At 50.2% G+C, this 25,937-nt stretch carries 23 protein-coding genes; 6 read left to right on the top strand and 17 right to left on the bottom strand.

Going from position 1 to position 25,937, the window contains the following annotated elements; genetic code table 11:
* The first annotated feature begins 14 nt into the window (after nt 1-14).
* Complete coding sequence (locus ACW9SV_RS17865; protein ID WP_479558129.1) at nt 15-353, top strand: hypothetical protein; 339 nt, start codon at nt 15-17, stop codon at nt 351-353.
* 238 nt (nt 354-591) lie between these two features.
* Here ACW9SV_RS17865 and ACW9SV_RS17860 read toward each other — a convergent pair whose 3' ends face one another.
* The 6 genes from ACW9SV_RS17860 to ACW9SV_RS17835 form a co-directional block, all read right to left on the bottom strand.
* On the bottom strand, nt 592-2,070 hold the full coding sequence (locus ACW9SV_RS17860) for a serine hydrolase (protein ID WP_479558128.1): 1,479 nt from the start codon (nt 2,068-2,070) through the stop codon (nt 592-594).
* Nucleotides 2,071-2,451: 381 nt separating this feature from the next.
* Complete coding sequence (locus ACW9SV_RS17855) at nt 2,452-4,416, bottom strand: sialate O-acetylesterase (RefSeq protein ID WP_479558127.1); 1,965 nt, start codon at nt 4,414-4,416, stop codon at nt 2,452-2,454.
* Between the two features lie 171 nt (nt 4,417-4,587).
* Nucleotides 4,588-5,208 carry a YceI family protein gene (locus ACW9SV_RS17850; RefSeq protein ID WP_479558126.1) on the bottom strand — a complete coding sequence of 207 codons (621 nt, stop codon included), beginning with the start codon at nt 5,206-5,208 and terminating at the stop codon, nt 4,588-4,590.
* A gap of 159 nt (nt 5,209-5,367) precedes the next feature.
* On the bottom strand, nt 5,368-5,733 hold the full coding sequence (locus tag ACW9SV_RS17845; RefSeq protein ID WP_479558125.1) for a hypothetical protein: 366 nt from the start codon (nt 5,731-5,733) through the stop codon (nt 5,368-5,370).
* Nucleotides 5,734-5,768: 35 nt separating this feature from the next.
* Nucleotides 5,769-6,248, bottom strand: a complete 480-nt coding sequence (locus ACW9SV_RS17840; RefSeq protein ID WP_479558124.1) for a cupin domain-containing protein — start codon at nt 6,246-6,248, stop codon at nt 5,769-5,771.
* A 183-nt stretch (nt 6,249-6,431) separates the two neighbouring features.
* Entirely contained in the window at nt 6,432-7,298 is an 867-nt protein-coding gene (locus tag ACW9SV_RS17835; RefSeq protein ID WP_479558123.1) for an AraC family transcriptional regulator, read from the bottom strand.
* 361 nt (nt 7,299-7,659) lie between these two features.
* On the opposite strand from ACW9SV_RS17835, the gene ACW9SV_RS17830 reads away from it, so the two are divergent.
* The 3 genes from ACW9SV_RS17830 to ACW9SV_RS17820 all read left to right on the top strand — a co-directional run bounded on the left by ACW9SV_RS17830 (nt 7,660) and on the right by ACW9SV_RS17820 (nt 11,442).
* A complete protein-coding gene (locus ACW9SV_RS17830; protein ID WP_479558122.1) occupies nt 7,660-8,718 on the top strand; it encodes an SDR family oxidoreductase in 1,059 nt (352 codons plus the stop codon).
* 28 nt (nt 8,719-8,746) lie between these two features.
* Nucleotides 8,747-9,889 carry an aldo/keto reductase gene (locus tag ACW9SV_RS17825; RefSeq protein ID WP_479558121.1) on the top strand — a complete coding sequence of 381 codons (1,143 nt, stop codon included), beginning with the start codon at nt 8,747-8,749 and terminating at the stop codon, nt 9,887-9,889.
* A gap of 194 nt (nt 9,890-10,083) precedes the next feature.
* Nucleotides 10,084-11,442 (top strand): glycosyltransferase, encoded by a 1,359-nt coding sequence (locus ACW9SV_RS17820; protein ID WP_479558120.1) that lies wholly within the window; start codon nt 10,084-10,086, stop codon nt 11,440-11,442.
* Between the two features lie 78 nt (nt 11,443-11,520).
* Here ACW9SV_RS17820 and ACW9SV_RS17815 read toward each other — a convergent pair whose 3' ends face one another.
* Together ACW9SV_RS17815 and ACW9SV_RS17810 are read right to left on the bottom strand one after the other, a co-directional pair.
* Entirely contained in the window at nt 11,521-12,816 is a 1,296-nt protein-coding gene (locus ACW9SV_RS17815) for a patatin-like phospholipase family protein (RefSeq protein WP_479558119.1), read from the bottom strand.
* A gap of 256 nt (nt 12,817-13,072) precedes the next feature.
* A complete protein-coding gene (locus ACW9SV_RS17810; RefSeq protein ID WP_479558118.1) occupies nt 13,073-14,104 on the bottom strand; it encodes a spore photoproduct lyase family protein in 1,032 nt (343 codons plus the stop codon).
* Nucleotides 14,105-14,306: 202 nt separating this feature from the next.
* Between ACW9SV_RS17810 and ACW9SV_RS17805 the strand changes: the two genes are divergently transcribed.
* On the top strand, nt 14,307-15,386 hold the full coding sequence (locus ACW9SV_RS17805) for a spore photoproduct lyase family protein (protein ID WP_479558117.1): 1,080 nt from the start codon (nt 14,307-14,309) through the stop codon (nt 15,384-15,386).
* Between the two features lie 179 nt (nt 15,387-15,565).
* On the opposite strand, the gene ACW9SV_RS17800 is transcribed toward ACW9SV_RS17805, so the two are convergent.
* From ACW9SV_RS17800 to ACW9SV_RS17765, 8 genes are all read right to left on the bottom strand, one after another.
* Nucleotides 15,566-16,243, bottom strand: coding sequence for a LytR/AlgR family response regulator transcription factor (locus ACW9SV_RS17800; RefSeq protein ID WP_479558116.1), 678 nt, complete (start codon nt 16,241-16,243; stop codon nt 15,566-15,568).
* A gap of 29 nt (nt 16,244-16,272) precedes the next feature.
* On the bottom strand, nt 16,273-17,781 hold the full coding sequence (locus tag ACW9SV_RS17795) for a sensor histidine kinase (RefSeq protein ID WP_479558115.1): 1,509 nt from the start codon (nt 17,779-17,781) through the stop codon (nt 16,273-16,275).
* Between the two features lie 438 nt (nt 17,782-18,219).
* Nucleotides 18,220-18,408, bottom strand: a complete 189-nt coding sequence (locus tag ACW9SV_RS17790) for a hypothetical protein (RefSeq protein ID WP_479558114.1) — start codon at nt 18,406-18,408, stop codon at nt 18,220-18,222.
* A 211-nt stretch (nt 18,409-18,619) separates the two neighbouring features.
* A complete protein-coding gene (locus ACW9SV_RS17785; RefSeq protein WP_479558113.1) occupies nt 18,620-19,003 on the bottom strand; it encodes a DUF3037 domain-containing protein in 384 nt (127 codons plus the stop codon).
* Complete coding sequence (locus ACW9SV_RS17780; RefSeq protein WP_479558112.1) at nt 18,981-19,778, bottom strand: HipA family kinase; 798 nt, start codon at nt 19,776-19,778, stop codon at nt 18,981-18,983. The genes ACW9SV_RS17785 and ACW9SV_RS17780 overlap by 23 nt, the downstream gene beginning before the upstream one ends.
* A 121-nt stretch (nt 19,779-19,899) precedes the next feature.
* Entirely contained in the window at nt 19,900-20,325 is a 426-nt protein-coding gene (locus ACW9SV_RS17775) for a hypothetical protein (RefSeq protein WP_479558111.1), read from the bottom strand.
* Nucleotides 20,326-20,484: 159 nt separating this feature from the next.
* Nucleotides 20,485-20,922 (bottom strand): hypothetical protein, encoded by a 438-nt coding sequence (locus tag ACW9SV_RS17770; protein WP_479558110.1) that lies wholly within the window; start codon nt 20,920-20,922, stop codon nt 20,485-20,487.
* 232 nt (nt 20,923-21,154) lie between these two features.
* The gene (locus tag ACW9SV_RS17765; RefSeq protein ID WP_479558109.1) at nt 21,155-22,711 is read right to left on the bottom strand and encodes a DUF3943 domain-containing protein; all 1,557 of its coding nucleotides are present in this window, start codon (nt 22,709-22,711) and stop codon (nt 21,155-21,157) included.
* A gap of 414 nt (nt 22,712-23,125) precedes the next feature.
* Here ACW9SV_RS17765 and msrB point away from each other — a divergent pair, with 414 nt between their 5' ends.
* Nucleotides 23,126-23,590: a peptide-methionine (R)-S-oxide reductase MsrB gene (msrB, locus tag ACW9SV_RS17760; protein ID WP_479558108.1), complete on the top strand. Its 465-nt coding sequence runs from the start codon at nt 23,126-23,128 to the stop codon at nt 23,588-23,590.
* 95 nt (nt 23,591-23,685) lie between these two features.
* On the opposite strand, the gene ACW9SV_RS17755 is transcribed toward msrB, so the two are convergent.
* Nucleotides 23,686-25,896 (bottom strand): M3 family metallopeptidase, encoded by a 2,211-nt coding sequence (locus ACW9SV_RS17755; protein ID WP_479558107.1) that lies wholly within the window; start codon nt 25,894-25,896, stop codon nt 23,686-23,688.
* Between the last annotated feature and the right edge of the window lie 41 nt (nt 25,897-25,937).

Here is a 25,937-nt window from a genome sequence, read left to right as displayed (position 1 = left end):
TAAACCTTACTACGATGAAGAACACCATCCTGAAAATCGTCCTGGCAGTTGGGCTTTTCTCGTTCCTGCCCAGCCTCAACCTATCCGCCCAAGCCCCGACACCCGCCAGCTCCTGGTACTGGGTAGTAGAATCTAATACCCGGCAGAAAAGCACCAGCATCGTGCGTTTCTACAACCCTGAGCACCAGTTGGTCTACGAGGAAAGGGTTACCGGCCGAAAACTGGACATCAGAAAGCCTAAAAATAAAAAGCTGCTGGACAATGCCCTTCAGCAGGTGATGGTCACCCCTCCCACCTACGCCATTCTGGGCAGCAAGAAAACCCAGAAAACCGGGTTGGGAGTGACGGATTAAGGTTTGCTTTTTCTCACCCTTAACACCTATTTGAGGTTTATTGCGTGGATAGAGCTGTAGCACAAAGTAAAGCGGTTTAGGATCTGTTTCAGAAAAACAGGCCCTAAACCGCTTTACTGTATAATAACAGGTAATGCGTTTACTGTTTGGTATCAAAAACCTTTGCCTACACTACAGGTGCCAGCAACCTACCAAGGCACACTTGGGAAATGTATGTAATACAATTTCCAGAAAGGTCTTACTTGCTTTCTAAGACTTGCAATTGCTTCATAGCACCAACGTTCTTCGGGTTTAAAGCCAGGGCTCGCTTGTAATTCTGAATGGCTAATTCTTTTTGTCCGTTTTCCAGCAGGGCTTCGGCGTAACTGTCATAGGTGTTGCCGCTGTTGGGGTAAAGAGCAATGTTGAGCTTGAACACGGCAAGGGCGTTTTGCAATTGGCCCTGTTTCCAGAGCAGATAGCCCCATGCGTTTAGATCGTCCTCTGACACTTGGTAATTCTTGTCTTTCCGCTTTAACTCCCGCACAACCTCTGGGGCATGCTGGAAGCCTCTTTTGTACAATGCTTTGTGCAGCACCAACACCTCCGGTGGCAGCCCAAACCCGGTGGAGGGTTTCATGGCCGGAACATAGAAGCCCGCCAGTTCATCTATAAAACTCTCTGGCGCGCACCCCAGGCGATTGGTCAGCACAACAATGGTGAGGCTATCCTTAGGGTAAATGAAAACCGCGGACCTACCGCCCCCAATGCCGCCTACCGCAGGATGCTCGGGTCTGCTCATGACCGGCCAGCCCAACGCATACCCGTTCAGCAGCTTGGAGAACCCTCCTATTTTGTGGTTGTTTAAAGGAACAGGGCTCCAAAGCGTGTTTAGGCTGCCGGCGTTTTTCAAGAGTTTTCCGGCTTGCAGGGCGATGGTCCACTGGGCTACCTCTTGGGCGGTGCTGTACATACCGGCGGCGGTTCTACCGGCTACTGGAAACGTTTCGGCCACATTCTGGTGCTTCCGGTTGGGGACGGAATAGGGTTTGGCCAGGTTGGGTACGACATCGTTGAAATCACCGAAACCAGTTTTACCCATACCGACAACCTTCAATTGACGCTCCGTTATATATTCAAGGAAGGGTTTGCCGGCCAATTTGTTTATGAGAAGGCCCAACAGTACGTAGCCCGTTTGGTTGTAACGAAACTTTTCGCCGGCGGCAAACTCATGGGACATGGTTAGGGTTTTCGCCCAACCAGCGTCACCTAGGCTCTGGAAAGTCCATTCGCCGGTTTCGGGTCCAATTACATCGGGCAGGCCCGAGGTATGGGAAGCCAGTTGCTTCACAGTGAGTTGCCTCCAGGTTTGGGGCAAGTCTTGTAAGTACGTGGAGATAGGCGCGTTTACATCCAGCTTCCCTTCTTCTAACAGTTGCATCAATGCCACCCCCGTAAAGGATTTGGTGATGGAGTTAAGCGAAAAAACCGTCTGATTGGTCACCGGCACTTCGTATTCCAAACTAGCTACCCCATACGCCCCCAATTTGATGATCTGACCATGGCGCACCACCGCTACTTGCATGCCTGGGATAGCGCGTTCCTGCATGATCTTTTTCAGGAATACATCCACGCTATCAGTTTGCGCCCACGCAGGCAGGCTGTGCAGCCCTATGGTTATTACTGAAAAGCAGAAAAAAAGCCACAAAACGGTAGAGGTAGATCTCTGTGGTTGCATAAAGGGGTTAGGGGTTTAGGTTCGTAAGCGGTAGCGGTTGTCGCTGGCCTTTCACTTTTTAGATGCGGGCTTTTGAAAACAGGTTGCCTGAAGGAAGCAGCTTGTTTTGCAACTACGGTCAGGAGAACTCATTCAGAACCACAGGCCAATGATTGGGTACCCCACCAATGTAGTTCCTGTGTTTTCTCGGACTATAAAATGACCACTTACAAGCGCATAACCCCTATCAGGTTCACTCCCCTTTAACGGGGAAGAAACACCTAACGCGCTAATGCCTAGTAACAAGTACTACAAATCAAATGTATCTGATTGGCCATCTACAAAAAGGCCCCTCGGTGTTTACCGAAGGGCCTTTAATGCTAAACTAAAAGAACTAACTTCTTACTTATCGGTTCGGAAAGGAGAAGCGGGTAATTTTTCCTTGTTGTAGAGGTTGGCTTCGTCGGGGTTATCAGCCCAGGCATAGCGCACGAACTTCGGTTCCGGTACTTCGTCGCTCCAGACCACCACTTTGTCGCCCTCAATTTTAGCGTTGGCCCAGACAAACTTTTTATCTGCTCCGGCAATGGCAAACTGGCTGAGCTCTTCATCGTCAATGGAGATCAGGCCGCTTCCCACGTTCGTGAAACTCAAGATGATCTTATTCCCCTCAATCTTGGAAGACTGGTACAGCGGACCGGAGGAAACAATCTTTTTATCGCCGTAAATCAGCTTCATGGCAGCCAGAGCCAACCGCTCGCCCACGTCTTTTTTGTTGTCCGGGTGGATGTCGTTCCACTCACCCAGTTCAATGGTGACTGCCATGGCCGTGTTAGGTACTGAAAGGGTTTGCAGCGCCGCTTCCCGCATCATGGCCCAGTTGCTTTCAGTGGGCAGATAATTCCTTTCCATGAAGTTGGGAAGTTGCACAAACAGGAACGGAAGATTGCCTTGTCCCCACTTGGCGCGCCAGTCTGAAATCAAAGCCGGTAACAGCTTCTTGTACTCGGTAGGGTTGCCGGAATTGCTTTCGCCCTGGTACCACAAGATTCCTTTGAGGGTGTAATTGATGGCCGGGGCCACCATGGCGTTGTACAAAGCCGTGGGTTGGTTTTGAGCGCTGATGCCACCTTCAAATGGACCAGTAGCAGGACGGTACACATCGCCCACCTTGTATTGCCAGGTGCCTTTCAGGTCAAGGGTTTGGCCATTTTCAGATTCAATGTAGTAAGGCTTGTCTGGCACAAAGCCGCCTTTGCCGCCTTGGTTCAACACGCGTACCACAAAGAGGTTTTTTCCGGCTTTCAACGTACCGGCCGGTATGCTGTATCTTCTCTGTGGATACTGGTACCCAGTGCTTCCCACCTGTTTCCCGTTGATGTACAGGAAATCAGCATCCACTATGCGGCCCAGGAACACCTTGGCCGGCACGCCCACCAGGGAGGCCGGAACCTCAATCTCGCGGCGGTACCAAACGGCTCCGTTCAGGTCCCTGATGCCCTGGTCTTCCCAATAGCCGGGAATGTTGATGTTGCGCCACCCTTTGGGTACGTATGCCGGGTCAAACCATTTCACTGCTCCCGTAAGGCCTTTGTCCAGCTCGGGTTTCTGCCGGTTAGCTGCTGCTACGGCGGCCGCCCGGCGCTGAATGGGGTTCACGTAGCTGGTGTCGCGGTTCTTGTTAATGGTGGTCATGAGAGCCGGAAATTCTTTCAGGCCTTCTTCGCTGGTCCAGGCTTCAATGGGCGTACCGCCTACGCTGGCGTTGATCAACCCGATGGGAATTTTGTATCGGTCGTACAGTTTCCTAGCGAAGAAATAGGCCACGGCGGAGAAGTTGTTCACGTCCTGCGGGTTCGCCCACTTCCAGGCCGCAGCCGCAGGTAAATCCTGCACAGGACCTTCCATGTTGGCCGTGGTGGGAATCCAGAAATGCCTGATCTGGGGATAATTGGCGTTTATGATATCGTTGGCATAAGTGATGTTATGCAGCGACATCTGGTGTACCATGTTAGACTGACCGGAGCAGAAATACACATCGCCAAACAGGATGTCTTTCACCGTGATCTGGTTACTGCCCTTGATGTCCATGGTGTAAGGACCGCCCGCCTTCATAGGCGATAGGGCTACCTCCCATTTCCCGCTGGGGTTGGTGGTGGCTTTGTAGTTTTTCCCCCGGAAGGTAACGGTCACTTTTTCGCCGGGAGCGGCCCAGCCCCAGATATTGGTTTTGGCATCGCGCTGCAGCACCATTCCGTCGCTTACCAGTTTGGGCAGTCTTACCTGGCTGAAGGCCTCGGCCTGAAATAGGCACAGAAGGGCAACAATTAACTTTACTTTCCCGCGGAACATGTTTCTTCTACTCATTCTTAAATTAGGGTGGAAAATCAGATGAGCAATCTACAATTAAATAGTTTTGTTAAAAAGGCCCGTTTGTTTTGAGAATGTTTTACCAAAACATTCTCAAAACAAACGGGCCCTTGAGTACTAATCCCAAAGAATGACCTAAAAGCACATCCAAAAGGGATTACTTCAAGCTTATTGCTTATGCCCTTTGATGTCTAAGGAGATATCCACTTTGGGGAGAATATGGTGTTCGCCTAAAGCAGGGTCTGCGGCGTACATCATGCCCCATTTGGTTCTGTCTAATTGGAAATCCGCTTTCATCTCAATTTTGCTTCCTTCCATCGTGATCCTTGCCGGAAAGGTGATAGCATGCGTCTGGCCTAACATCGTAAAATCTCCGGTAATGGTATAGTTGGCGTTTGCTGCTCCCTCACCGGTGGATGAAGCCAACGGCTGAACATTCGTGATTTTGAACGATGCATTGGGGTGCAGGACCATGTTGAAGAAATCAGGGCTTTTGAGATGCTCCAGCAAGGCGGGCTTCACGTGGTCAGGTAAATCAAAGTTCTGGATGGAGGCAATGGGAATGGTAAACGTCCCGGATTTCACTTTACCGTCTACCACCTCCACACCCGTACTGGCTACTTTAAAGGAGCCGTCGTGGTATAAGGTGGGACTGAAGCCTTTCCATTTTACGGTAGAATTTTCTTCTTCTATGGCGTAAGGTGTTTTGGTAATCTCTTCTGTCTCTTCGCAGCTGGTCAGGTTCAGGGCGAAAGAAAATGCAAGCAGGGATAAAAGTACTTTTTTCATGGCGTTTATAGACGTATTGTTTTGGGGTTGATTTTAAATTTTCAGGCAAGAAATAGCCGGTCACTTCCTGAGGAGAAGTTGCAGCGGGTTTGTAATAAAAAGGATTGTTGATGTGAAGGGGATTACTCCCGAAGACGTTCTCCTTGCGGAGGCACTTGGTTAAGCATTCTGGTATTCGGCAGGCAGGGTGGCCCAATCATGAAGGCAGCCCATTTGCTGGATGAGGTACGTGACATCTGGGTACTCAACCAGGCTACTTCCTCTGTTTTGCAGGCTTGTTTCCAGATGTACTGCTACCTGTTCCAGTTGGCTACTCAAGAGGTGCTTTGACCGGTGGGTAGCCGTGAAGTAAGATCTCAGGATTCTCAGGTAACCCACCAGCACCTCGGTAGCAGCGGCATCCAGCGGAATGGTCACCCTTAATGTGGTGAGTACTGCCTTTGCCGGTGAAGCAGTCCCGTCCCCCAGCCCCGCCCTTTCGTGCACGGTTACCTGAGGCGATTTGAAAAGGACGGCTTGCTTCATTCTGACTATTCTAATTTCTGGTGAGAAAGGTGCGCTTACACAAACAGCACCCCATATTTTCCTATTAACTGCGAGGTCATGTGCATGATCACTTCGGCGGGTGGCGGCCCCTGCGGCGGTACAATTTTCAATTCTTCGGCGGCCGGAAAACTGAATTCCAGAAAGTAGTTCAGGAACTGGCCCGGCGTGATCAAGGTCAGGAAGCGCGCGCTTTCAGACTCAATACTGAAGAGGTGCGGAATCTGACGAGGGGCGAAGATGGCATCGCCGTCTACCGCCTTGATGGTCTTGTCTCCTATTTTAAAGGTCATTTCGCCAGAAAGCAGGTAAAACGTTTCGTCTTCCCGGCTGTGCACGTGTACGGGTGGTTCAGCGCCCTTGGGTAGGGTCATGTCTACCAAGGCCATGCTTTCGCCGGTTTGCTCTGGCGAAAGAAGCACTTTGAAGAATCCTCCCTGGTAGTTTCTGTAGGCCTGGGTGGTGGTTACCGTGGCTAATTTTTGTAATGTTTCCATGTCTTTATTGGTTATGATTAACATTACAAAGATGGGACACCGCTCAACTTGAAACTTGTACAAAAACGACCTACAACCTTCATACCTATCTATTTACAATTACCTTATTATTAATAAAAACAGAACACCCCTTCTTCACCTGTGTGGTATCTAAAGGAATATTCTGCAATAGAATAAGTAGAGTTAAACAGTGATCTTAGTGCCAGCCTGTTTCATAAAGCACTGTCCGTGCGTCACGAAAAGTTCTTTGGAGCTTTCGGCTAGTAGTTTGGTAGGACTTACCCCCGCAATGCTTTTAAAATCGCGGGAGAAATGCGATTGGTCATAGTAACCGGCATCTACCGACAAGGAAGTCATGGAGATGGCCGGTTCGGCTTCCAGGCAGGAGAAAGCATTGTTCAACCGAATCAGTTTCGCCATTTCCTTGGGCGATAAGCCAATCTTGTACCGGAACACTCTTTCCAGTTGCCGGGTACTGATTCCCAGTTTTTGTTCCAGACCTTTGATGGGCACGTTGCCGTTGGTCATTTTCATCTGCTGGATGGTGTAGTCCACGTAATCCACCAAGTCTTGCTGGGGCAGAAGGCGTTTTTCCAGGAAGCTGTTCAACCGGCTAATGCGTTCGGCGTCTGAGCCAGCCTCCTCCATCTGTTCTAATAAGAAGTGGATGGAACCTCCCCAGACCGCCTCCAGATCCAGGCTGGGTACGTTCTTGAATTCCTCCATGTTGATAGGCAGAAACTTCTGAGCACCGGAAGACTTAAACTGAATTTTAATCAGGCGCGTGTGGCCGGTGAACTTCAGCCAGATGGGTTGCGTGAGTTGCCCCACCAGAAAAGCCTGTCGGGTGCGCTGCATGGTGTCTGCAGAACCGTTAAGGCTGTATTCATGGGGTTCGCCGTATAAAAACAACATAGACACCTTGCCATACGGAATCAACCGCCAAACGGTAGAGACGGACTCAGTGTTCCTCCAGTCAATATCCACCAGCATGTAATTGTCAATGTACTTGCTCAGGGCGGGACTTGGTTTGTAGAGTTCTGCTTTCATAGGTTTACCGGCAATTCTATCTAAATGACAAGTAAAAGTACATGTGCTGTTACCTACAGACTTGTACAAAAGCGACATCCCCTACCCTGACACCATTTATAATTCCTTCTAAAGCAGCTTTGACACGCTCCTCTGGTTAGTAACTCATTGACAATCTAGTACATCAAGATAGAAAACTACCTACGCAGATGCAAGCCAAGTTGCTTATCATCATAAGAATCAATCTTAGAGCAAACACTACTCTAGGCCAAGTACTACCCCCAAGCATACCACTTCTCGTCTCCCCGGAAACGATTAAATCCTTTTCATTCCCGTATTCTCAGAGGTAGTTAAGGACACTAACCAGAAAACCTAAGAGAATATGAGTATCAAGAGAACAGCGCTGGTGGCCGGCGCCAACGGGATCATTGGCAGAAACCTCACCGAATACCTCACCCAAACGAGGAACTGGGACGTGATTGCAACTTCCCGCACGCCGCTGAACTTTGAAACCACGGCCAGGTTTGTGGCGCTGGATTTACTGGATGCTAATGCCGTGCAATCCAAAGCCGAGGATTTATTCCCCGTTACGCACGTATTCTTCACCTCATACATTGAAAACAAGACTCTGACGGAGCAAACCAGCGTGAACCTGGCCTTGCTAGAGAACCTCATCAACGGCCTTGAGCAGGTAGCCCCCAATCTGGAACACGTCACCTTCATCCAAGGCGGTAAGGCCTACGGGGCGCACCTGGGCATCTATAAAACGCCCGCCAAAGAAACCGATCTGCGCACGTTCCCGCCTAACTTCTATTACAGCCAGGAAGATTTCTTAAGCAAAGCCTCTCAAGGCAAAAAGTGGAACTGGACGGCATTGCGGCCGGATATTGTGATCGGGTTTACCATTGGCAACCCGATGAACTTGTCTAACCTCATTGCGGTGTACGCCAGCATGTGCAAAGAACTAGGTGTAGCCTTCCGTTTTCCGGGTACGCCAAAAGCTTACAAGGTGATTGTGAACGTGACGGGCGTAGAGGTGCTCTCCAAAAGCATGGAATGGGCGGCCTTGAACGAGCACGCCCGCGAGGAGATCTTCAACATTACCAATGGCGATGTGTTTCGGTGGGAACAGGCCTGGAAGAAATTCGGGGAGTTCTTTGGAGTAGAGATTGACGAGCCGCAAACGTTCTCCCTGCAAGAATACATGGCCGATAAAGGCGCGCTGTGGGACGAGATGGTTCAGAAATACGGGTTAGAGCCTATCCCCCTGAACAAGCTGGTGCAGTTTGGCTTCGGGGAATTTATCTTCAACACCAAGTACGACGCGTTCATGGACGTGAACAAAGCCCGGCGGTTCGGTTTCCATGAAATGCACATTGACAGCATTGACTACATGTTAGGGACCTTCCAGATGCTCCGAGACAAGAAAATCATTCCATAAGCAAACCTCTCTTTTTAATTCATCTAAAATGATTTCAAGACGAGATTTCATCACCAGAACGGCCCTGGCAACTACGGCCATGGCCTTTGCCCCCCTGATGCCCTCGGCGTTTGGGACGGAAAACGTAACTACAAACCTGAATACTATGTCTGAAGTAGAATTTGAGCAACTGAAGGCCGGTTTCCGGCTACCCAATAAATCAGGCTTTGGCGGCGTAGCAGCCGGCAATGCCTTTCACGTGAATACCAATGAGCAGATACACGATGCCTTGGAGGCAGCCTGGAACGCCGGGGTACGCTATTTAGACACCTCGCCTTTCTACGGCTATGGGTTGAGCGAGCGCCGGTTCGGGCATTTCCTGTTCAACAAAAACCGGAATGACTTTGTGCTTTCCACCAAGGTAGGCCGCGTGTTTGAACCGGATACCAAGTTCAAGGAGAACCCCAACGATATCTGGAAAGGCAAGCTAAATTTCAAGTTCAAGTATGATTACTCGGCGGCCGGGGTGCGCAAATCGGTTGAGGACAGTCTGCTGAGGCTAGGCTTATCCAGCATCGATATAGTGTTCATCCATGACCTCTCCCCAGACAACGGCGACATGGGCGACAAATGGACCGAGTATTTTCAGGTGGCCCAGAAAGGCGCTATGCCGGAACTGACCAAAATGCGCGAGGAAGGCATTATCAAAGCCTGGGGCATGGGCGTGAACCGCATTGAACCCATCCTGAAAACGCTGGAAGTAGCCGAGCCCAACATCATGCTGTCGGCCACGCAATACTCCCTCATGTACCACCAGGATGCCCTTACCCGCCTGTTCCCGGCCTGCGAGGAAAAGGATGTTTCCATTGTGGTGGGGGCTCCGCTCAACGCTGGTTTCCTAGCCGGCAAAGATCGGTACAACTACGGGCCTACTATCCCTCAGGAGTATTTGCAGAAGCGCAGCAAGATGGAAGCCATTGCCAAAAACCATAAAGTAGACCTGCGTACCGCAGCCCTGCAGTTCTCGGCGGCCCCGGGAATTGTTACCTCGGTGATACCAGGTGCCAGTAACCCCAAACAGTCCGCTGACAACGCGGCCTCTTTCAAAACCAAAATTCCTGCGGCTTTCTGGAAAGAACTGAAAAGCGAAAAACTGATCTCAGCCAGCGCACCCGAGCCGAAGGTGAGTTAAATTCTTCTAGAGACGTACACAAGGTTCCCCGTTTTAGAGAGCATATTTTGAAAGCCGCCTCTAAACGGGGAACCCTGTTTTTAATTGGTAGCTGATTTTAAAACTCTTAAGTAAGTTTTACTACAACCCTTACCAAAAACTTGAGTAACTAAGTATCAATTGGTTTAACCACAACTTACTTTACATCAGGCTGAATGGGCAAGAAAATAGCCATCACAACGCTGGGCACGCTGGGTGACATAAACCCGATGGTGGCACTGGCTTTGGAGTTAAAGAAACGGGGCCACCAGGTAAGCTTCTCCACCTCTAAGTACTTTCAGCCTTACCTCCAGAAACAGGGGCTTTTTTTTCAAGAGGTGTACCCCAACCTTGACCCCAACGACCAGAAGATGATCCAAACCGTTCTGGACCCCAAAAACGGTCCCGAGCGGTTTCACCGGGAAATCATCTTCCCCCGGGTGGCAGATAGCTACTATTCGTTTTTAGAAACCGCCAAAGACGCGGATCTGATCATCAGTGGCATCCTTTCCTACTTTGCCCCGCTTTGCTCCAAAAAGCTCAAGAAACCCTGGGCATCGGTGATGCTGTCTCCTATGACGTTCTGGTCTATCTATGATCCGCCGGTAATCCCCACCATGGAGTTCATGAAGCACACCTACCGTTTCGGGCCAGAGTTTAACCGTTTCCTGTTCCGGGAGATCTTCAGAGTATCCAATGAATGGACTAAACCGGTGCAGGAACTCAGGGCGCAGGAAGGAGTTTTGGATGACTCGAACCCGCTCACCAACGGTGCTACGTCAGAATACCTGAATCTGGGGATGTATTCCCGTTTACTGGGAGACGTTCAGCCCGACTTTCCGGCCAATTCGGTGCTTACAGGCTTTGTCTTGTTTGACCAGAACCTCACGCACCAGGTTCTTTCCCCGGGGCTTCAGAACTTTCTGGCCAGCGGCCCGCCGCCTGTGGTGTTTACCTTAGGTTCTAACAGCGTCATGAAGCACCGCGGGCTTTTTGACCTGTTTTATGAAGTTGCCCAGAAACTGAATCACCGGTCTGTCATCTTAACCGGGGCTGCTAACTTTTCCAAGTACCAAGGTAAGAGCAACGATAAGATCTTCTTTGATGACTATGCCCCCTACTCCCAGTTGTTCCCCCATGCTTCCTGTATTGTGCACCAAGGCGGGATTGGAACCACCGGACAGGCCATGTACAGCGGCACCCCCATGATCATCCTCCCAGAATGTAACGATCAGCACGACAACCTGGAACGCGTCCAACGACTTGGCATTGCGAAGGGAATTCCTATGAAAGAAGTAAGTGCCCGCAAACTACGGAGAGCCATTAAAGCACTACTTTCAAATGTTGCCTTTACCTCCAACGCAGCTCAGGTGGTTCAGGAACTGAAAAAGGAAAACGGCCTTAAAACAGCAGCAGATGAAGTTGAAAAGCTGCTCTATAAAACTGCACATCCTTCTTTTCCCCAACCGTCCAGCACCCTTCACCACCAACAGATTTTGAATCAACCCTATGACACTCCACGAGTAAGAATGTGAAATTGTTTACCATGTCGGAATTAAAAACTTAAACTACTACAAGCCAAATTCCTGTGAAGTTATTGCTTTATTGGTATTTCAAACCACCTGGTCATTACCCTCGATCATCTTCTTACCAGAGGCGTTGGCCAGCATGTCATCAGATTGGTGCTTCAAGTCCACCAGGGTGGCCCTAAGCTCTTTGTACTTCTGCCAATCAAACTTGAGCAGGAAATTGGCGGCTCCTTTTACCCCTATCTCAAACAGGCGCAGCTTTTCCTGGTCGGCCATTCTAAAGTCGATCCACTTAAAATCCTCCGTTTCCAGGAAGGCCACCAGATGCCGGTAATCGGGGTTTCGGGCCACAAAGTCATAGTCATGCACATGGCGGGCCGAGTCAAAGATGGCTTCCACCAGATGCTTGACCTTTTTAATTTGCCGTGGCTTGTCACGCTCAACGCCCAGTTTCACGCCGAAGGTGGGTACTTTGGGCACCCGGTTGTGCACATGAAAGAGGTCAATGGGGAAGTTGGAATTGATGCCGCCGTCCACAAAGAACACTTCCTGGGGCACGTTTCCGGTGTAGCCCACGTCTCTCCACTTTCGCAGGACTGCCTCTCCTTCCGGAAGGTTCTTGAGCCGGAAAGGGTGAAAAAAGAACGGGATAGACATGGAAGCCCGCACAAAATCGGCGGGGTTTACCTGGTCGGGGTTAGCCCAGTACAGGTCGGCCATAGCGGGGAAATCCACCTTGGTCTGGGTGGTGACATCGGCGGCCACCAAGGCGATTTGGCGGCCTTTTTCAGGAACGTAGGGAGAACCATCTCGCAGCTGAAGCAACCCGGGGGCTGGTTTTCTAAGTTCCCGCAGTTTGCCCCAGGTGTCCGCCTGTTTTTCATGTAAAAGCCTGGTCAGCCATTCATGGAAATGCCTGCCCGGGTTCAGCCCTAAATCGTTTTTGAGGTTGTCTACCACCTGAGCCCCTTTCCAAGTCAGTTTCACCAAGTTGCTATTTTTGGTTAAGGCTTCCACAAAGTCTCTGGCGTCTTCGTCCCCGTCTACAAAATCATAGAAGTTTTTATTGGCTAAGATCTGCAGTAACCAGCTACTGGCCTCTTGCTGCATGGGTCCGGCAGCGGCCATCAACACCGCATTGACAGAACCGGCCGAGGTGCCCCCCAGCCTCCGAAATCGCAAGCCCATCATCTCCAGCACGTAAGCATACCCCACCAGGGCAATGCCCATCATGCCCCCTCCTTCCATGACCAGATCCACGTACTGGTGCCCCTCCGCATCAATGACGTCCGAAAATGCTTTTCCCTGCACCCTCTCCCTAAGCTCGGCCAAAGTAGCCTGCACATTTCCGTTCTCGGTGGTAAACTGTTCAATTCTCATAGCTCACTTTGTTTGATGCGTCACTCAGGACTCGTTGGGGGAAGGATTTTCTACTTCAGAGATGTTCTTCAGGTTTGTGGTTATTATAGAAACAAGGTCTTTGTTCGATTAAAAAAACGTTATAAAAACACAGGCAGAAATCCTCCTTTGCTCACCTAATATAAAGACTTACTTAGACTTATAAAGTCCAGGAAAACAAAAAGCCTCTGCGCGCAGGTGGCAAACAGAGGCTTTTCGTCTACTTTAGGCGATTTGGTTAGAAAATGTACCGGATGTCACACCAGGGAATCACTTCTTGTTGCAGCTTCTTGAATTCATTGATCCAACCGGCTTTCAACTGGTACTGGTACCGGACGTTAATCCCGCCAAACTGGCTCTTTTTGGTCTCCTGAATGGCCGGGGCCCAAATCATATCTTCAGCCTTGGGGTTGATGGAGAGGTTGATCTCGTGCTGCCATTGGTTATGTGTCAGGAAGATCACCTCACAACTCATGGTCTCCTTCAGTTTAGGAGGCACAACCTGGTTCAACTGTTCAAATAGCTCGCGGTAATCCTCCAGCCAGCCTTCGTACACAATCACCGGGGAGAAGTTCACGTGCACGTCATAACCGGCCTGGTAGAAGTCGTTGATGGCGGCTAAGCGCTTGGCCAAGCTATCGGTACGTACATCTACCAGTTTGCTTACTTTCTGGGGCAGGAGGCTAAACCGAATGCGGGTCTTGCCCTGCGGATCATAGGTCAACATTTCGGGGTTCACGAACTTGGTAGCAAAGGTGGCAAACGCTTTAGGGTGCTCCCGGAAGAAATGCACTGCTTGTTGTACCCCATCCGAAATAGAGGCATCCACCGACACATCAGAGTTACACCCAATGTCATAGGTGTAGAACTGGGCATGCGTTTGGTTGGGAACTTTAGGCCAGGGCTGCTTCTGGACGTGTTTGTTTACCGCAGCCAAAATTTCCTCGGTGTTGGTGAACAGGGTGATGGGGTTGACGGCCTTGTTGCGGTCTACGTAGCAGTAGGCACAAGCCCCCATACAGCCGTTGGCCAGGCTGGGCGAAATAAAATCTGAACTTCGGCCGCTTTCCCGGCACACCAAGGTTTTCAGCCTCCCTAACACCAGAACATCTGATTTCACCTGGTAGTGGTTTCCCTCCAGAACGGGTAGCCGGTTGTGCTGCACAATCTCCTGATGCACCGCATCCGGATAGGTGATCAAGGCCTTCATACCACGCTCGTTCAGGGCATCAGGGGTGTAAAGAATGGTAGTTGGATTGAATTTCTGCATACGTATTTACAACAGCTACCCAGCCTGTTAGGTTCAGGTAAATATTTATTTAACATCTTGATAACCAGCTATTTATAAACTATTTTCAAGCTTAAAAACTGAATCAAATAGCGGATGCTTCTGTTTACCTAATAGCGCCAGACAGGCCATTTCAGGGCTTGGTGAACGGCTTGATACACTCTAAATAAGCAGAAGAAAATAGATGGAAGCACTTCAGGAGATAAAGAACCCCAAATCAGAAATCCGCTCTAAAATATGGATGCCCAAACAGGTTCTGATCACCCCGGCTGCCTTGGAAGAACCTTGGGGTCAGCAGATGTACGAGCGGGTGAAGGCCCTGGGTTTACCTGTGCAGGAGTTGAAGAGCAACCGCTTGGTGGGCTTGCGCGGCGAAGACGAGCGTGAAACGTACCGAAAAGCCAAAAGCACACTGGCCATTGTAACCGCACCGCCTAGTGCGCTTAAGTTGCAGCCCATCCCTCCTTCCGCAGACTATCAGTTCCACCTGGCCGAAGGGTGCCCCGCGCACTGCCAGTATTGCTATCTGGCTGGTAGCTTGCAAGGGCCGCCTGTGATCAGAGCCTTTGCCAATCTGCCTACTATCCTGAACAATCTGCTGAACTACCGCAAACCTAATGAGGTGACCACCTTTGAAGCCAGCTGTTACACAGATCCGTTGGGGATTGAGCACGTGACCGGCAGCTTGTCAGAAACCATCCGCTTTTTTGGCGAGCATGAAGGCATGAACCTGCGTTGGGTTTCCAAGTTTGACCAGGTAGATGGCCTGCTGGACGTTCAGCACAACGGTCACACGCAACCGCGCATCAGCATCAACTCAGACTTTATCACCCGCCGCATGGAAGGCGGTACCGCTTCTTTAGAGGCCCGATTGGCTGCCATCCGCAAACTAGCTTTACCTAAATCTGAAGGCGGCGGTGGGTACAAAGTAGGTCTGGTGATTGCCCCTATCATGCCGGTACCAGATTGGGAAGAGCAATACACCTATCTGCTGGACCGACTGGAGCAGACCCTGGATTTCCCTTGCGACCTGACCTTTGAGTTGATCAGCCACCGCTTCACGCCGGGTTCAAAGGCCCTGCTGCAGGAGTGGTATCCTAACACCATGATTGACTTTGACGAGAGCAACCGATCTCTCAAGTACAATAAGTTTGGCGGCAAGAAGTACGTCTACAATGCGGCTACCATGCACCAACTGCGCAGCTTCTTCTACAGCGAACTGAAAAAACGCTTTCCAGAGGCTCCCATCCTATACTGGACCTAAGAAACTCATAACTTCCAAAAGCAAAGGCCGGTAAGAACTTTCTTACCGGCCTTTGCTTTTATTTTATACTCTCCCAATTGTCAGCAAACAGCTCCAATTACTTTGTCAGATTTGGGGCTACTTTAAGCAAATCGGCTTCAAAGCATAAATCTTAAAGTTGGAAGGACGGCATCCGTCTCCTACTTCAGGGTAGCAGTTAGGCTTTGGCGGAAGGCTTCGCTCAGGGGGATGGTCTTGCGGTTGATGGTCACCTGGTGCCTTTCCACTTTATCAATTTTGTTGACGGCCACCACATACGAACGATGCACCCGCACGAACTTGTCTTGCGGCAGAAGGTTGATGGCTTCCATAAAGGTGCTACGCGAGAGAATGTTTTTGTCTTTGGTAGCAAAGGTGACGTAGTTGCCCGTGGCTTCCAGGTACAAGATGTCATCGTACATCACCTTAATCTGCTCATACCCGGTTTTGATGTACAGGTGATCGGTCGTTTCAAAGGCGTTTCTGAAATTATACAGTTCAAACGCCTTGTTGCAGCCTTTGATAAACCTGGACAATGAAAAAGGCTTTAACAGGTAGTCTACCGCATCCATCTCAAAACTAGTGACCGCGTGCTCTGAGTAAGCCGTGGTGAAAATGAGCAGCGGCTTTTTGCTCAAAGAGTTAAAGAAATCAATGCCCGAGATATCGGGCATCTTGATGTCCAGGAAAAGCAAATCAATGCTTTCTTTTTGCAGGTACTCCAGGGCTTCAAAGGCATCGGTAAACTCAGCTTTCAAATCCAGGAACGGGACCTTGGAAGCGTGCGACCGGATGATGTCAAGGGCAATAGGTTCGTCGTCTATGGCAATGGCTTTCATACAACTTTAGGACTTTCTACGTACCGGCACTAGGCTAGCTGCAAGGTAAGGTGCACAAAGAACTCTTTTCCGGTTTCCCTTATAATTAGTTCGTGCTTTTGTGGGTATAGAAGCTGGAGGCGCTGTTTCACGTTGCTCAGGCCAATGCCGCTTTTGTCTTTCTCGGGGTCGGTTCCCTGCTTTAGGTGCTTGCTGTTATGAACATCAAAATACAGCTTGTTTTCCTTCACCTCCAGAGTAATGTTGATGTGCGAGGGCTCCCGCAGGCTGATGCCGTGTTTAAAGGCATTTTCCACAAAAGGGATCAATAACATGGGCGATATCTGAACCGGCGTGGCCGGATGCTCAATCTCCTCCTTGATCTTCACGTTGGGGCTAGAATCGGTCCGGAGCCGCTGCAAGGTGATGTAATTTTCCAGGTATTCAATCTCGCGGGCCAGGGAAATCCGTTCCTGCATGTTTTCCTGGAGCATGAAGCGCATCATGTTTCCCAGGCGCTCAATTCCCTCGCTGGTGCGCTCGGCGTTTTCCTGGATTGCGGTGCCGTAAATGGTGTTCAGGGCATTGAACAGGAAGTGCGGGTTGATCTGGGACCGGAGAAAGTCAAAGTTGGCCGTTGACTGCCCCAGTTCCTTCTTCAGCACGTGAATCTCGGCGTTACCCTGCATCTGTCTTTTGTAAAGCACCCAGGACAGCGGGACCGTGATCAGCAGCTGGAAGACCGCGTTGAACAGACTGATGGAAAAACCTACTTCGGCATCATGGGCAAACAAAAACGTCAGAAAAGCAACGGGTACAATGGAGACAATCAAGACTAGGGCTGCCCGAAGCAAATAGGCCCTGAAGGGTTTCTTTTTGGTGAAGGAAATCGGAATTAAGGTGTAAAAAGAATAGCAGTAAAACAGGATGCTGCAAGGCCCCACTATTCCCCAACCCAAGATCAACTCCCCTTCGGCATCCACCACCAGCAACAAAAACATACTGATCATCCAGAAGACAAAAGCCGACACCCCGTCGCGGGTGATAATCCGGTATTTTGATTGGATGGCCTCTGTGCTGGACAACAGGTAAATGGCGACATACTTGATGAAAGAGTAGAAGCCGAACAAAATCAGTAGCCGGAAGGCATTGAAGAAGCTGCTCTTGAAAATGGCGTCAAAGGTTTCTTCCTCACTGTTATACCGGGTAAACAAGTAGTTTTTGGCGTAGGTATCGGTGATGCCGAACGCTATCCCAATCACTAGAAACGGAATCAGAATCATACTTAGGTGCAGCACCAGCTTTTCCCGGGCCATCAGTTTAGGCACCACTTTCAGATTCAGGAACAGAAACGCCAGGTACAGCAGGATATAGCGGATTAACTGAGGGAAATAGTAGTCCTGGAAGTAATCAAAAGGGACCCTGGCTTCTTCAAACAATCTCCTTTCAGGAACATTTGCGTTGGAGTTCAGGAAAAACACCGCAAACACGAAGATGGTGGTAGCCGCCCAGAATTCCACCTTTCTGAAGTAAGAAGGGTTTGAAATCAGATCATTCATTGTATGTTCATTTTGGAACAATGATATAGGAAACATAGGAGTATAAATAAAATTTGTGATGAACGCCTTGGAAAATGTGATGAAGGACAGGGTTTACCTGAACGTTTGGCAGAATGGAGTTTGAGTTTCCCCGGCCGGAAGGGTTTATGCAAGGGAAGGAGGATGCAACGCTCTCTGGTAAGTCCCCCCAGAAGTAGGTTCTTATCTTTTCAGCCTGAATTAATTAGGGAAGTGCCCATGCTCGTTTGTGCTTTTGGTAAACTTTCTAAACTAATGATGGGCAAGAGTAAAGAGCTTTTCTAAAGGCAGAAACTAAATGTGATGAAAGGCCGCTAAAAAGGGATAGAAACAAAAACAGCCATCATAAGATGGCTGCTGTGTTTTGGATTAGAGAGAGAATACTCCCCTAAACCATACCTGTTTGAGACCCAAGAAGGCCTATGAATCCTGTTTCTTTTCTTTAAGTGCAGAGTAAAGGACTGGGCTGAAGTACCGCAGGTTCTCCAGCAAGCACGTCATGGTGTAAAATTTTTCCAGGTCCACATCCGGGCTTTCGGCCATGGTCTCCAGGAAAGTATCCAAAGTCTCCACCAGTCTTTCATCAAACTCTTCTTCTGTCATTTTCATTAGATGGTTCCTTTTCTTTACTTCTGGTTCCTGTTTAGGTGGTAACACCTCTAGGGCACAGGTAATTCATTCCCGCAGTATTTTATCGCTATTGAATTCCCTTTCAGCTGGGCTTCCTTACCAATATAATTTGCAAGAGACCAACTTCATTTTAGGCTTGTTTCAACAAAAACCTCATTAAAACGCAGCTCTGCTGTTACTGGCTCAAACGTTACATTACCAGTTGCTGGTACAAACGGGCAAGGGTATCCTGCGGATCAGTGCACAGGCCAGGGTGTACGGGTGAGGTCTGCACAATAGTGCTCCGGGTAGCCGTTAACCAGCGGAAGCGCGAGGCAATGGGCAAGCGGCCGATAGTACCCCCGGTTTTGCCCCCGGTACAGATCTGCTCAAAGGCTTTCAGGCGTTCATGTAGTTCGGCCACGTCAACCGGGCCGGCAAACGCCTGCAGGCGGGCTTCATTCAGGTGAAATTGCGTCTGCAGAAATCCCTTAGACGAGCAATAGAGAATGACACCAACATTGAGAAATTCCTCGCGTTCTACGCACGGAACCACCCTTAAAACGGCATACTCAAATAAGTGCTTTTCTTGCATGTTGGGCTTCCTTGACAAAGATTTCTGTATGGGCCAGGCGGGTCTCTAAAAACTGGGCGTACGCCTGACGGTGTTCATCTGGAGAGGCAAACGGCGCATCGCCGGTAAGCCAGTCTTCAGGGATCAAAGATACAATGGATTGAATTCTTTCTGGCGTAAGAATGGCTTTGTACGCCGCATCTACGGCCTCTAGTTCGGTGGCCTGCGGAAGCAGCACATGGTCTTTCACCTGCACAAAGGGGCGCTTGGCTTGCTCCTGCCAGTTTTGCCAGGAGTGATGGAAGTAAAAGGCCGCTCCATGGTCAATGAGCCACAGTTCTTTGTGCCACATAAGCATGTTGGTATTGCGGGCCGTACGGTCTACGTTGGTGATGAGGCAATCAAGCCAGACAATCTGGGAAGCTAACTGTGGGTCAACGGTGGTGACCAGGGCATCAAACGTGATGGCTTTTGAGAGGTAATGCAACCCCAGGTTCAGGCCCTCGCTGAAGCGGAGCAAATCCTGGATTTCCTCGTCTGGCTCGGTGCGCCCGAAACTTTCGTCTAGATGGGCAAACACCAGCTCGGGGATCCGTAACCCTAAGGCACGGGCAATCTCGCCGGCCACCAGTTCGGCAATGAGGGCTTTCACCCCCTGCCCTGCCCCTCTGAATTTTAAGACATAGAGAAACTCATCATCGGCTTCTACAATGGCCGGCAGAGAACCGCCTTCACGCAGCGGGGTCACGTACCGCACCACATTCACCGATCTAAGGTCTGGTTTTGTATCGTTCATAAATGGAAAATTCCTTTAATAACCGCTGGCTCTTGCCCTTAACGGTTTACTATTCTGGGGGTACTCCAGCGTTGTTACTGGTTTCCTGCCTGTGAGTTTTTGTACGCCCTCCGCTGAATTGCTAGTTTTCTAACAGCCATTCAAAAGCGGCTTCCTGCGCGAAATGCACTTTGATGTTTCCAGCCAAAGGTACCTCTTTTTCGGTAACGGGCTTTTCATACACTTTGTGCGGATTGGTCATGACAAAGCATTCGGGTGCCATCACAATGGCAAACTTCTTTAGTTGGGAGGAAGCGAAGAGAGGTGCCATCTTTTGCTTTAACCAGCTTTGGTTCTCGGGCAGCATGGCTTTGATTTTCTGGGCATCGGTTAGCCATAGCCTTACTCCTTTTGCCCCAGCCCGATCAAACGCCAGTTCATACCGGCTCCTGAATTGCTCCAGGCTGGGCTGTTGCAGAAAGGTTAACTGGAGCATGGCGTTCTCCTTGTCTAGCTGGATCTGGACAACCTCATCCTCGTAAAGAATTTCCAGTTTAAGGGTAACCATTTTATAGTTCCTGATGTGCCTGTAGACCAGCGTTTGCTTATAAAATCGCCTATTTAGGTTATTTTACTCTCTGCGCACACAAAAGTTATAACAGTTTGCAAGCCAAAGTCCTATAAAGCCATTTGTGCTCTTGTTTTGCAGCACCTAATTAGCCTTTGCTTACTTCCCTTTCTTTCTGCCTTTCCAGTTTTTCTGGGATTTCTCTTTCTCCTTCTCGGTTTTGAACTGCGTGAACTCCTCATTAGACAAGGTCACGTAATAAGAGGCAGCAGACAGAATGGTTAGGTTCTCGTCAAAGTCATACAACACAGTCAGGTACAGTTGCTTGTTAGGGTTCAGGACATACTCGTCCCCTACCTTGTCATAGACCCTAAACTCATATTCGCCATCCTCGGCCTTCTTTGAACTCACCCGGGCCAGGCAATCGCCGGTTATCACCAAAGGGGTTTCCAGTTCATCCAGGTACTCGAAATCCTGGTAATACCGGCCGTCTTTCTTGCTGGTCAGGTATTCAATGGAATCCAGGTACACCTCTATGTTTTGATGTTTGCTGTCTCGTTGGGTACTGATGTCTAAGATGTTGCCTATTACTTTCATAGTCTTCTGCAAGTCAATTCCTATGCTACGGTATTTTGCAGCACAGGGCTTTGGAAACAATAAAGGTAAGGCTTAATTAAAACAACCCACGGCCAGGACCAAAATCAGTTCAGAAACAACCACTAGCTTGTAAAGCGGCCTTATTGATTTGAGGGCATTTTAGTGAAACTAGCTTTAAATTAGTAGAAGCCCAGCTGGATCCCGCTCAACAAAGTTGGGGAAAGGCTTAACCCTAGTTGTACCTTCCTCTGCGCTGTGGGTCTTGCAGGAAAAGTTGCAGGAAGATTTTCTGATCAGTGATAACAGCTCGTTGGGTGGGGTAAGCCTCCAGACGACGGTTGGTGGTATAGCCAAAGTGTTCGTAACCCAAACTCAGGTTCTTATATACCTGCACCGTAACCCGCGGTCTGATAATGCCGATAGAGTTGCTGCCTTCCAACCCCTCAAACGTTTTAAGCCAATAGTGATAGTACACAAAGGCAGCAGTGGCGTAACGACCTAAACTCAGAGTACTTTCTATTTTTCCGTGCAAACCGGTGGTATAGACGTAATCCCGCAGGCCGTTTTCATCGGGGGCGAAACGGGTACTGTTCCCGGCCAAGGGAATAACGCCCAGGTGGGCATTGGTGTACAGGTTCAACTGGTTTGTGAGCGGAAGCCTAGTGAACACGCCTCCCCCAAACCCAAGGGCCCCTAAATCAAAGTTACGCGTGTTCCAATAGTCATAATACTGGAAAACCCCGGTGAGTAGGTCCAATTTTCCTAATTGGCTGTTCCGGCCCACCAATATCCCATAGCCTGTGATGTTGTTGATGGTTCCAGCAAGGGTGTCACTTCCGCCCTTGCTGAATTCGGCCCGAAGACGAAATAAATCAAAAGGTTTGCGTTTTTGGAGTTCAAAGGGATTGCCGTAATCCAGTTGCACGTTAAGCATTCCCTTGTTCTCGGCCGGACCGAAGACGTCATCCTGTTGTTGGTTCTGCCGGTGCACCCCCGCAAAGAGGGTAATGTTGATGGGTTCTTTTTCGTACACCTCTTTGTTGGTGACCTGAAACGTTTTCCCCTGCAGCAACCGGTTCAAGCCCCTGACCGGATTCACCACCCCGGCCGCAATCTCCCGGATCACCCTTTCCCGTCCTCGGGTACGGTCATCCAGGATGTTGGAACTTAATCGGTACAAAATCTCGCCCAAGGCCGCCCCGTTCAAAGGCGTATAAATCATGTCATTATAGGATGGAAGCGTGTTTTCGCCCAGGTACTCCCAGGTCAGGCTTCCGCCCACGGCAAAGGGCAACGACTGCCAGTAGTTGTACCCTTGGGATCGGGCGGCGTTGAAGTACAGCGTGCCTTGATACGGGTGGCCGATGAAGTTAATGCCAAATTCATCGGTGTCCCACTCCGGTTTAGACTTGAAATTGGTTTTCCAGGTACTGGGGCTCACGTAGCCGTATTCCGCTTTGGCCACGTAGCGGTTGAATCCCATGAACAAGGCATTGACACCCAAAACCTGGGCTGTTGGCTTCCAAAGGGGCTGGCGTTTGTTGTACACCGGGTCATCGTTGAGCAGGTCTCCGTACTTATTGAAAAGCGTAGTGTCTAGCAAGAACGCGTTGGCGGGCTCGGTGCCGCCTTGGGCATCGGTGAAGAGCGTCTTTTTTCGTTCCTTGATTTGCAGAAGCTGTTCTTCCCGGTTGCCCCGGTTGGGTTTGATGGAGTCTGGGGCAGAGATCAACTGGGCTTGCAGCCCCGATACAAGAAGACAGAAAAGAATAGTAAGGCTATATTTCATGGGCAGTGGTAACGTTCAGCAGGTATGTGTTTTAAGCACAGTTTCGTGGAAACGTCCTATAAGCTACATTCCTGTACCTACACGCGTCATACGGCAAAACCCTGAAAAGGTCGTATTTCTACTAAAGTTGGGAGCTAGCAGGGGATTTAAACAAAGCCTTAAATGGCTGCTTTCCTCCTGATTTTAAGAAACTATGCTTTAAATGGAAAGACACGACTTAGCTGGCAACTGACCAGAAGTGAAGTTTCGGCCAAAACATTTAGGCCCTGAGCATAAGAAAAGAAATATTAATAAGACACATCATTATACCTATTTGAATTCTTGCACTTTTCCAAACACCCGCAACGCTAATAAAGAGGAACCTCCCTAAGATTCCCCGTGTTCTGCAAAACCAAAGCCTTTTAAAAAACCAGTATGATCCAGTGGGGTGACGTTATCAAATATGCCAAGTACAGCAACCCTGAACCGTACCACCGGGTGGAGAAAACGGAACAGGAATGGCAGCAGCAACTCACTCCGGCCCAGTTCAGAATCCTGCGCCAGAAAGAAACCGAATCGCCGTACCGGAACGCTTTCTGCCGCTCGTATGAGCCCGGAGTGTATGCCTGTGCCGGCTGCGGCAGTCCTTTGTTTAACTCCACTGAGAAGTATTACGCCATCTCGGGTTGGCCCAGTTTTACGCAACCTTTGACCAAAGGAGCCATCAAATACCTCTTTGATGATAGCCACCACATGCAACGGATAGAGGTGCAATGCAACGTTTGCGATGGCCACCTAGGTCACATTTTCCATGACGGTCCTCAACCCTATGGACTGCGTTATTGCATCAACTCTGAAAGCCTAATGAGATTAGAGCCTATTTCTGGAAAAGAAGCGTAAAACTCCTGAGAAGAAATTTGATCAAAAGGAAATACCCCCATGCGCCACCAGGTAAACAGGAGCACATGGGGGTATTTTCTTTAGAGGTAGTACGGCTACTTCTTACTTGTCTTCTGGACCGGAACCGGGAAGCCCCGGTCACGCATAAGGGCATCTATCTTGGCATCCCGGCCACGGAACAAGCGATAAGCCTCGGCAGGGTCCATGGAATTGCGCGGGGCAAACAGGTATTTCACCAGGCGGGCCGCTACTTCCTTGTCGTAGAAACCGCCGGGAGCCTTCTCAAAGGCCTCGGAAGCATCGGAGGTCAGTACATCGGCCCACAGGTAACCGTAGTACCCGGTGGCGTACCCTTCTCCAGAGAATACGTGCGTGAAGTGCGGCGAACGGTGGCGCATCACAATCTCCTTAGGCATGTTCAAGGCCGCTAAAGTCTCCCTTTCAAATTTATCGGGGTCCAGGCCGATAGGATCAGGAATGGTATGGAATTTCATGTCCATCAACGCCGAAGCCAGAAATTCTGTGGTTTCAAATCCTTGGTTGAACGTGGCCGCCTTCTTGATTTTGGCCACCAATTGGGCCGGCATCACCTGTCCGGTTTTGTGGTGCTTCAGGAACTGGTTGATCACCTTATCAGTAGACAACCACCGCTCCAGCAATTGGGAATGGAACTCGGTGTAGTCGCGCACGCCGCTGTTCAGGGTTGGGTATTTCACGTTGGAAGCCAGGAAGTGCAGCGCGTGGCCAAACTCATGGAAAAACGTGGTGGCATCATCCCAGGAAACCAAAACTGGCTCACCCGGAGCGGGTTTGATGAAGTTGGAGTTGTTAGAAGCCAGCACCGTTTTCTTCCCGTTGAAGGTGGTATGGCTGCGGTACGGCGAGGCCCAAGCCCCAGAGCGTTTTCCTTGGCGGGCAAACGGATCAAGGTACCACAAGCCAATGTGCTCCCCGGTGGTCTTGTCGGTAACTTCCCACACCTTCACGTCTTCGTGGAAGACCGGCACCGATCCGGCGGGTACAGGCTTGAAGGCGAAGTTGAACAACTCACCGGCCGTGAAGAAGATGGCTTGGGTAAGGTTGCCCAGTTCAAGGTACTGCTTCACCTCGTCAGAATCTAGGTCGTATTTCTTTTTCCGCACTTTTTCGGCGTAGTAGCGGTAATCCCAGGGAGCAATAGTGATCTTGGCTCCGCTGGCGTTGGCAACGGCCTGCATGTCTTTCACCTCTTGTTTCACCCGGGCCAGGGCGGCGGGCCAAACGGCATTCATGAGGTTCATGGCGTTCTGCGGGTTCTTGGCCATGCGGTTCTGCAGGCGCCAGTCAGCGTAGGTGTCATAGCCCAGCAGCTTCACCCGCTCGTCGCGCAATTCCAGAATGCGGGTGATGTTTTTGTTGTTGTCGTTGGCATCGCCGTTGTCCCCGCGGGAATAGTAGGTGTTCCAGACTTTCTCGCGCAGGGCCCGGTTATCGGAATAAGTCAGGAACTGGTCCATGGAGGAACGGGTGTTGGTCACAGCGTACTTGCCGGGCTGTCCGTGGTCCTCGGCGGCTTTGGCGGCTGCTTTCACAAAAGACTCGGGTAAACCGCTCAGTTGGTCTTTGGTGAAATAGGTCACATACTTCTCCTCGTCGGCTAAGACATTGTTGCCATAGGAGGTGTACAGCGACGACAGTTCTTTGTTGATGGCGGCGTAGCGTTGTTTGGCTTCGGGGCTCAGGCCCGCTCCTTCCATGGCGAAGTCTTCATAAATCAACTGCACCACCCGCTGCTGGTCATCGGCCAACGCAGTTTTGCGGGAGTTGTCATAGACGGCCTTGATACGTTCAAAAAGCTTGGTGTTCTGCGAGATCTTAGATCGGAAATCAGAAATCTTGGGTGCCAGCTCGCCCTGGATTTTCCGGAACTCGGGCGAGGACATATTGCTGCCCCAGATGCCGTAGTAGATGAAAGCCCGGTTCAAAGCCTCGCCGGCTTTCTCGTAAGGCACAATGGTGTTTTCAAACGTTGGGGCCTGCGGGTTGTTCACGATGGCTTCAATGTCTTCCAGGTGCAAGGCCATGCCTTGTTCCATCGCCGGTACAATGTCGGCCAGGTTCATCTTGTCAAAGGCCGGTACCCCACCGTAAGGTCCGGTCCACTCCGCTAACAGCGGGTTGGCGGGGGCTTGTTTGGTTTCAGTGGGAGTAGGGGCAGCTGGGGTAGAGGCGGTGGGTGCCTGCGGCTGGGTGGAGGTACAGCCCACCAAGGCCAACAGCACTAAAAAGCCGGGTTTCTTTCCTGCCCACATCAATGGTTTATGCATAGTCTTCTTAAAAGCAGAAGCCTGTGTGAAGCTTCTTTGGG

It is taken from the genome of Rufibacter sp. JT20002 (assembly GCF_056491185.1).
Note: the sequence above shows the minus strand (reverse complement) of the source record. Positions and strands in the feature narration are given on the sequence as shown.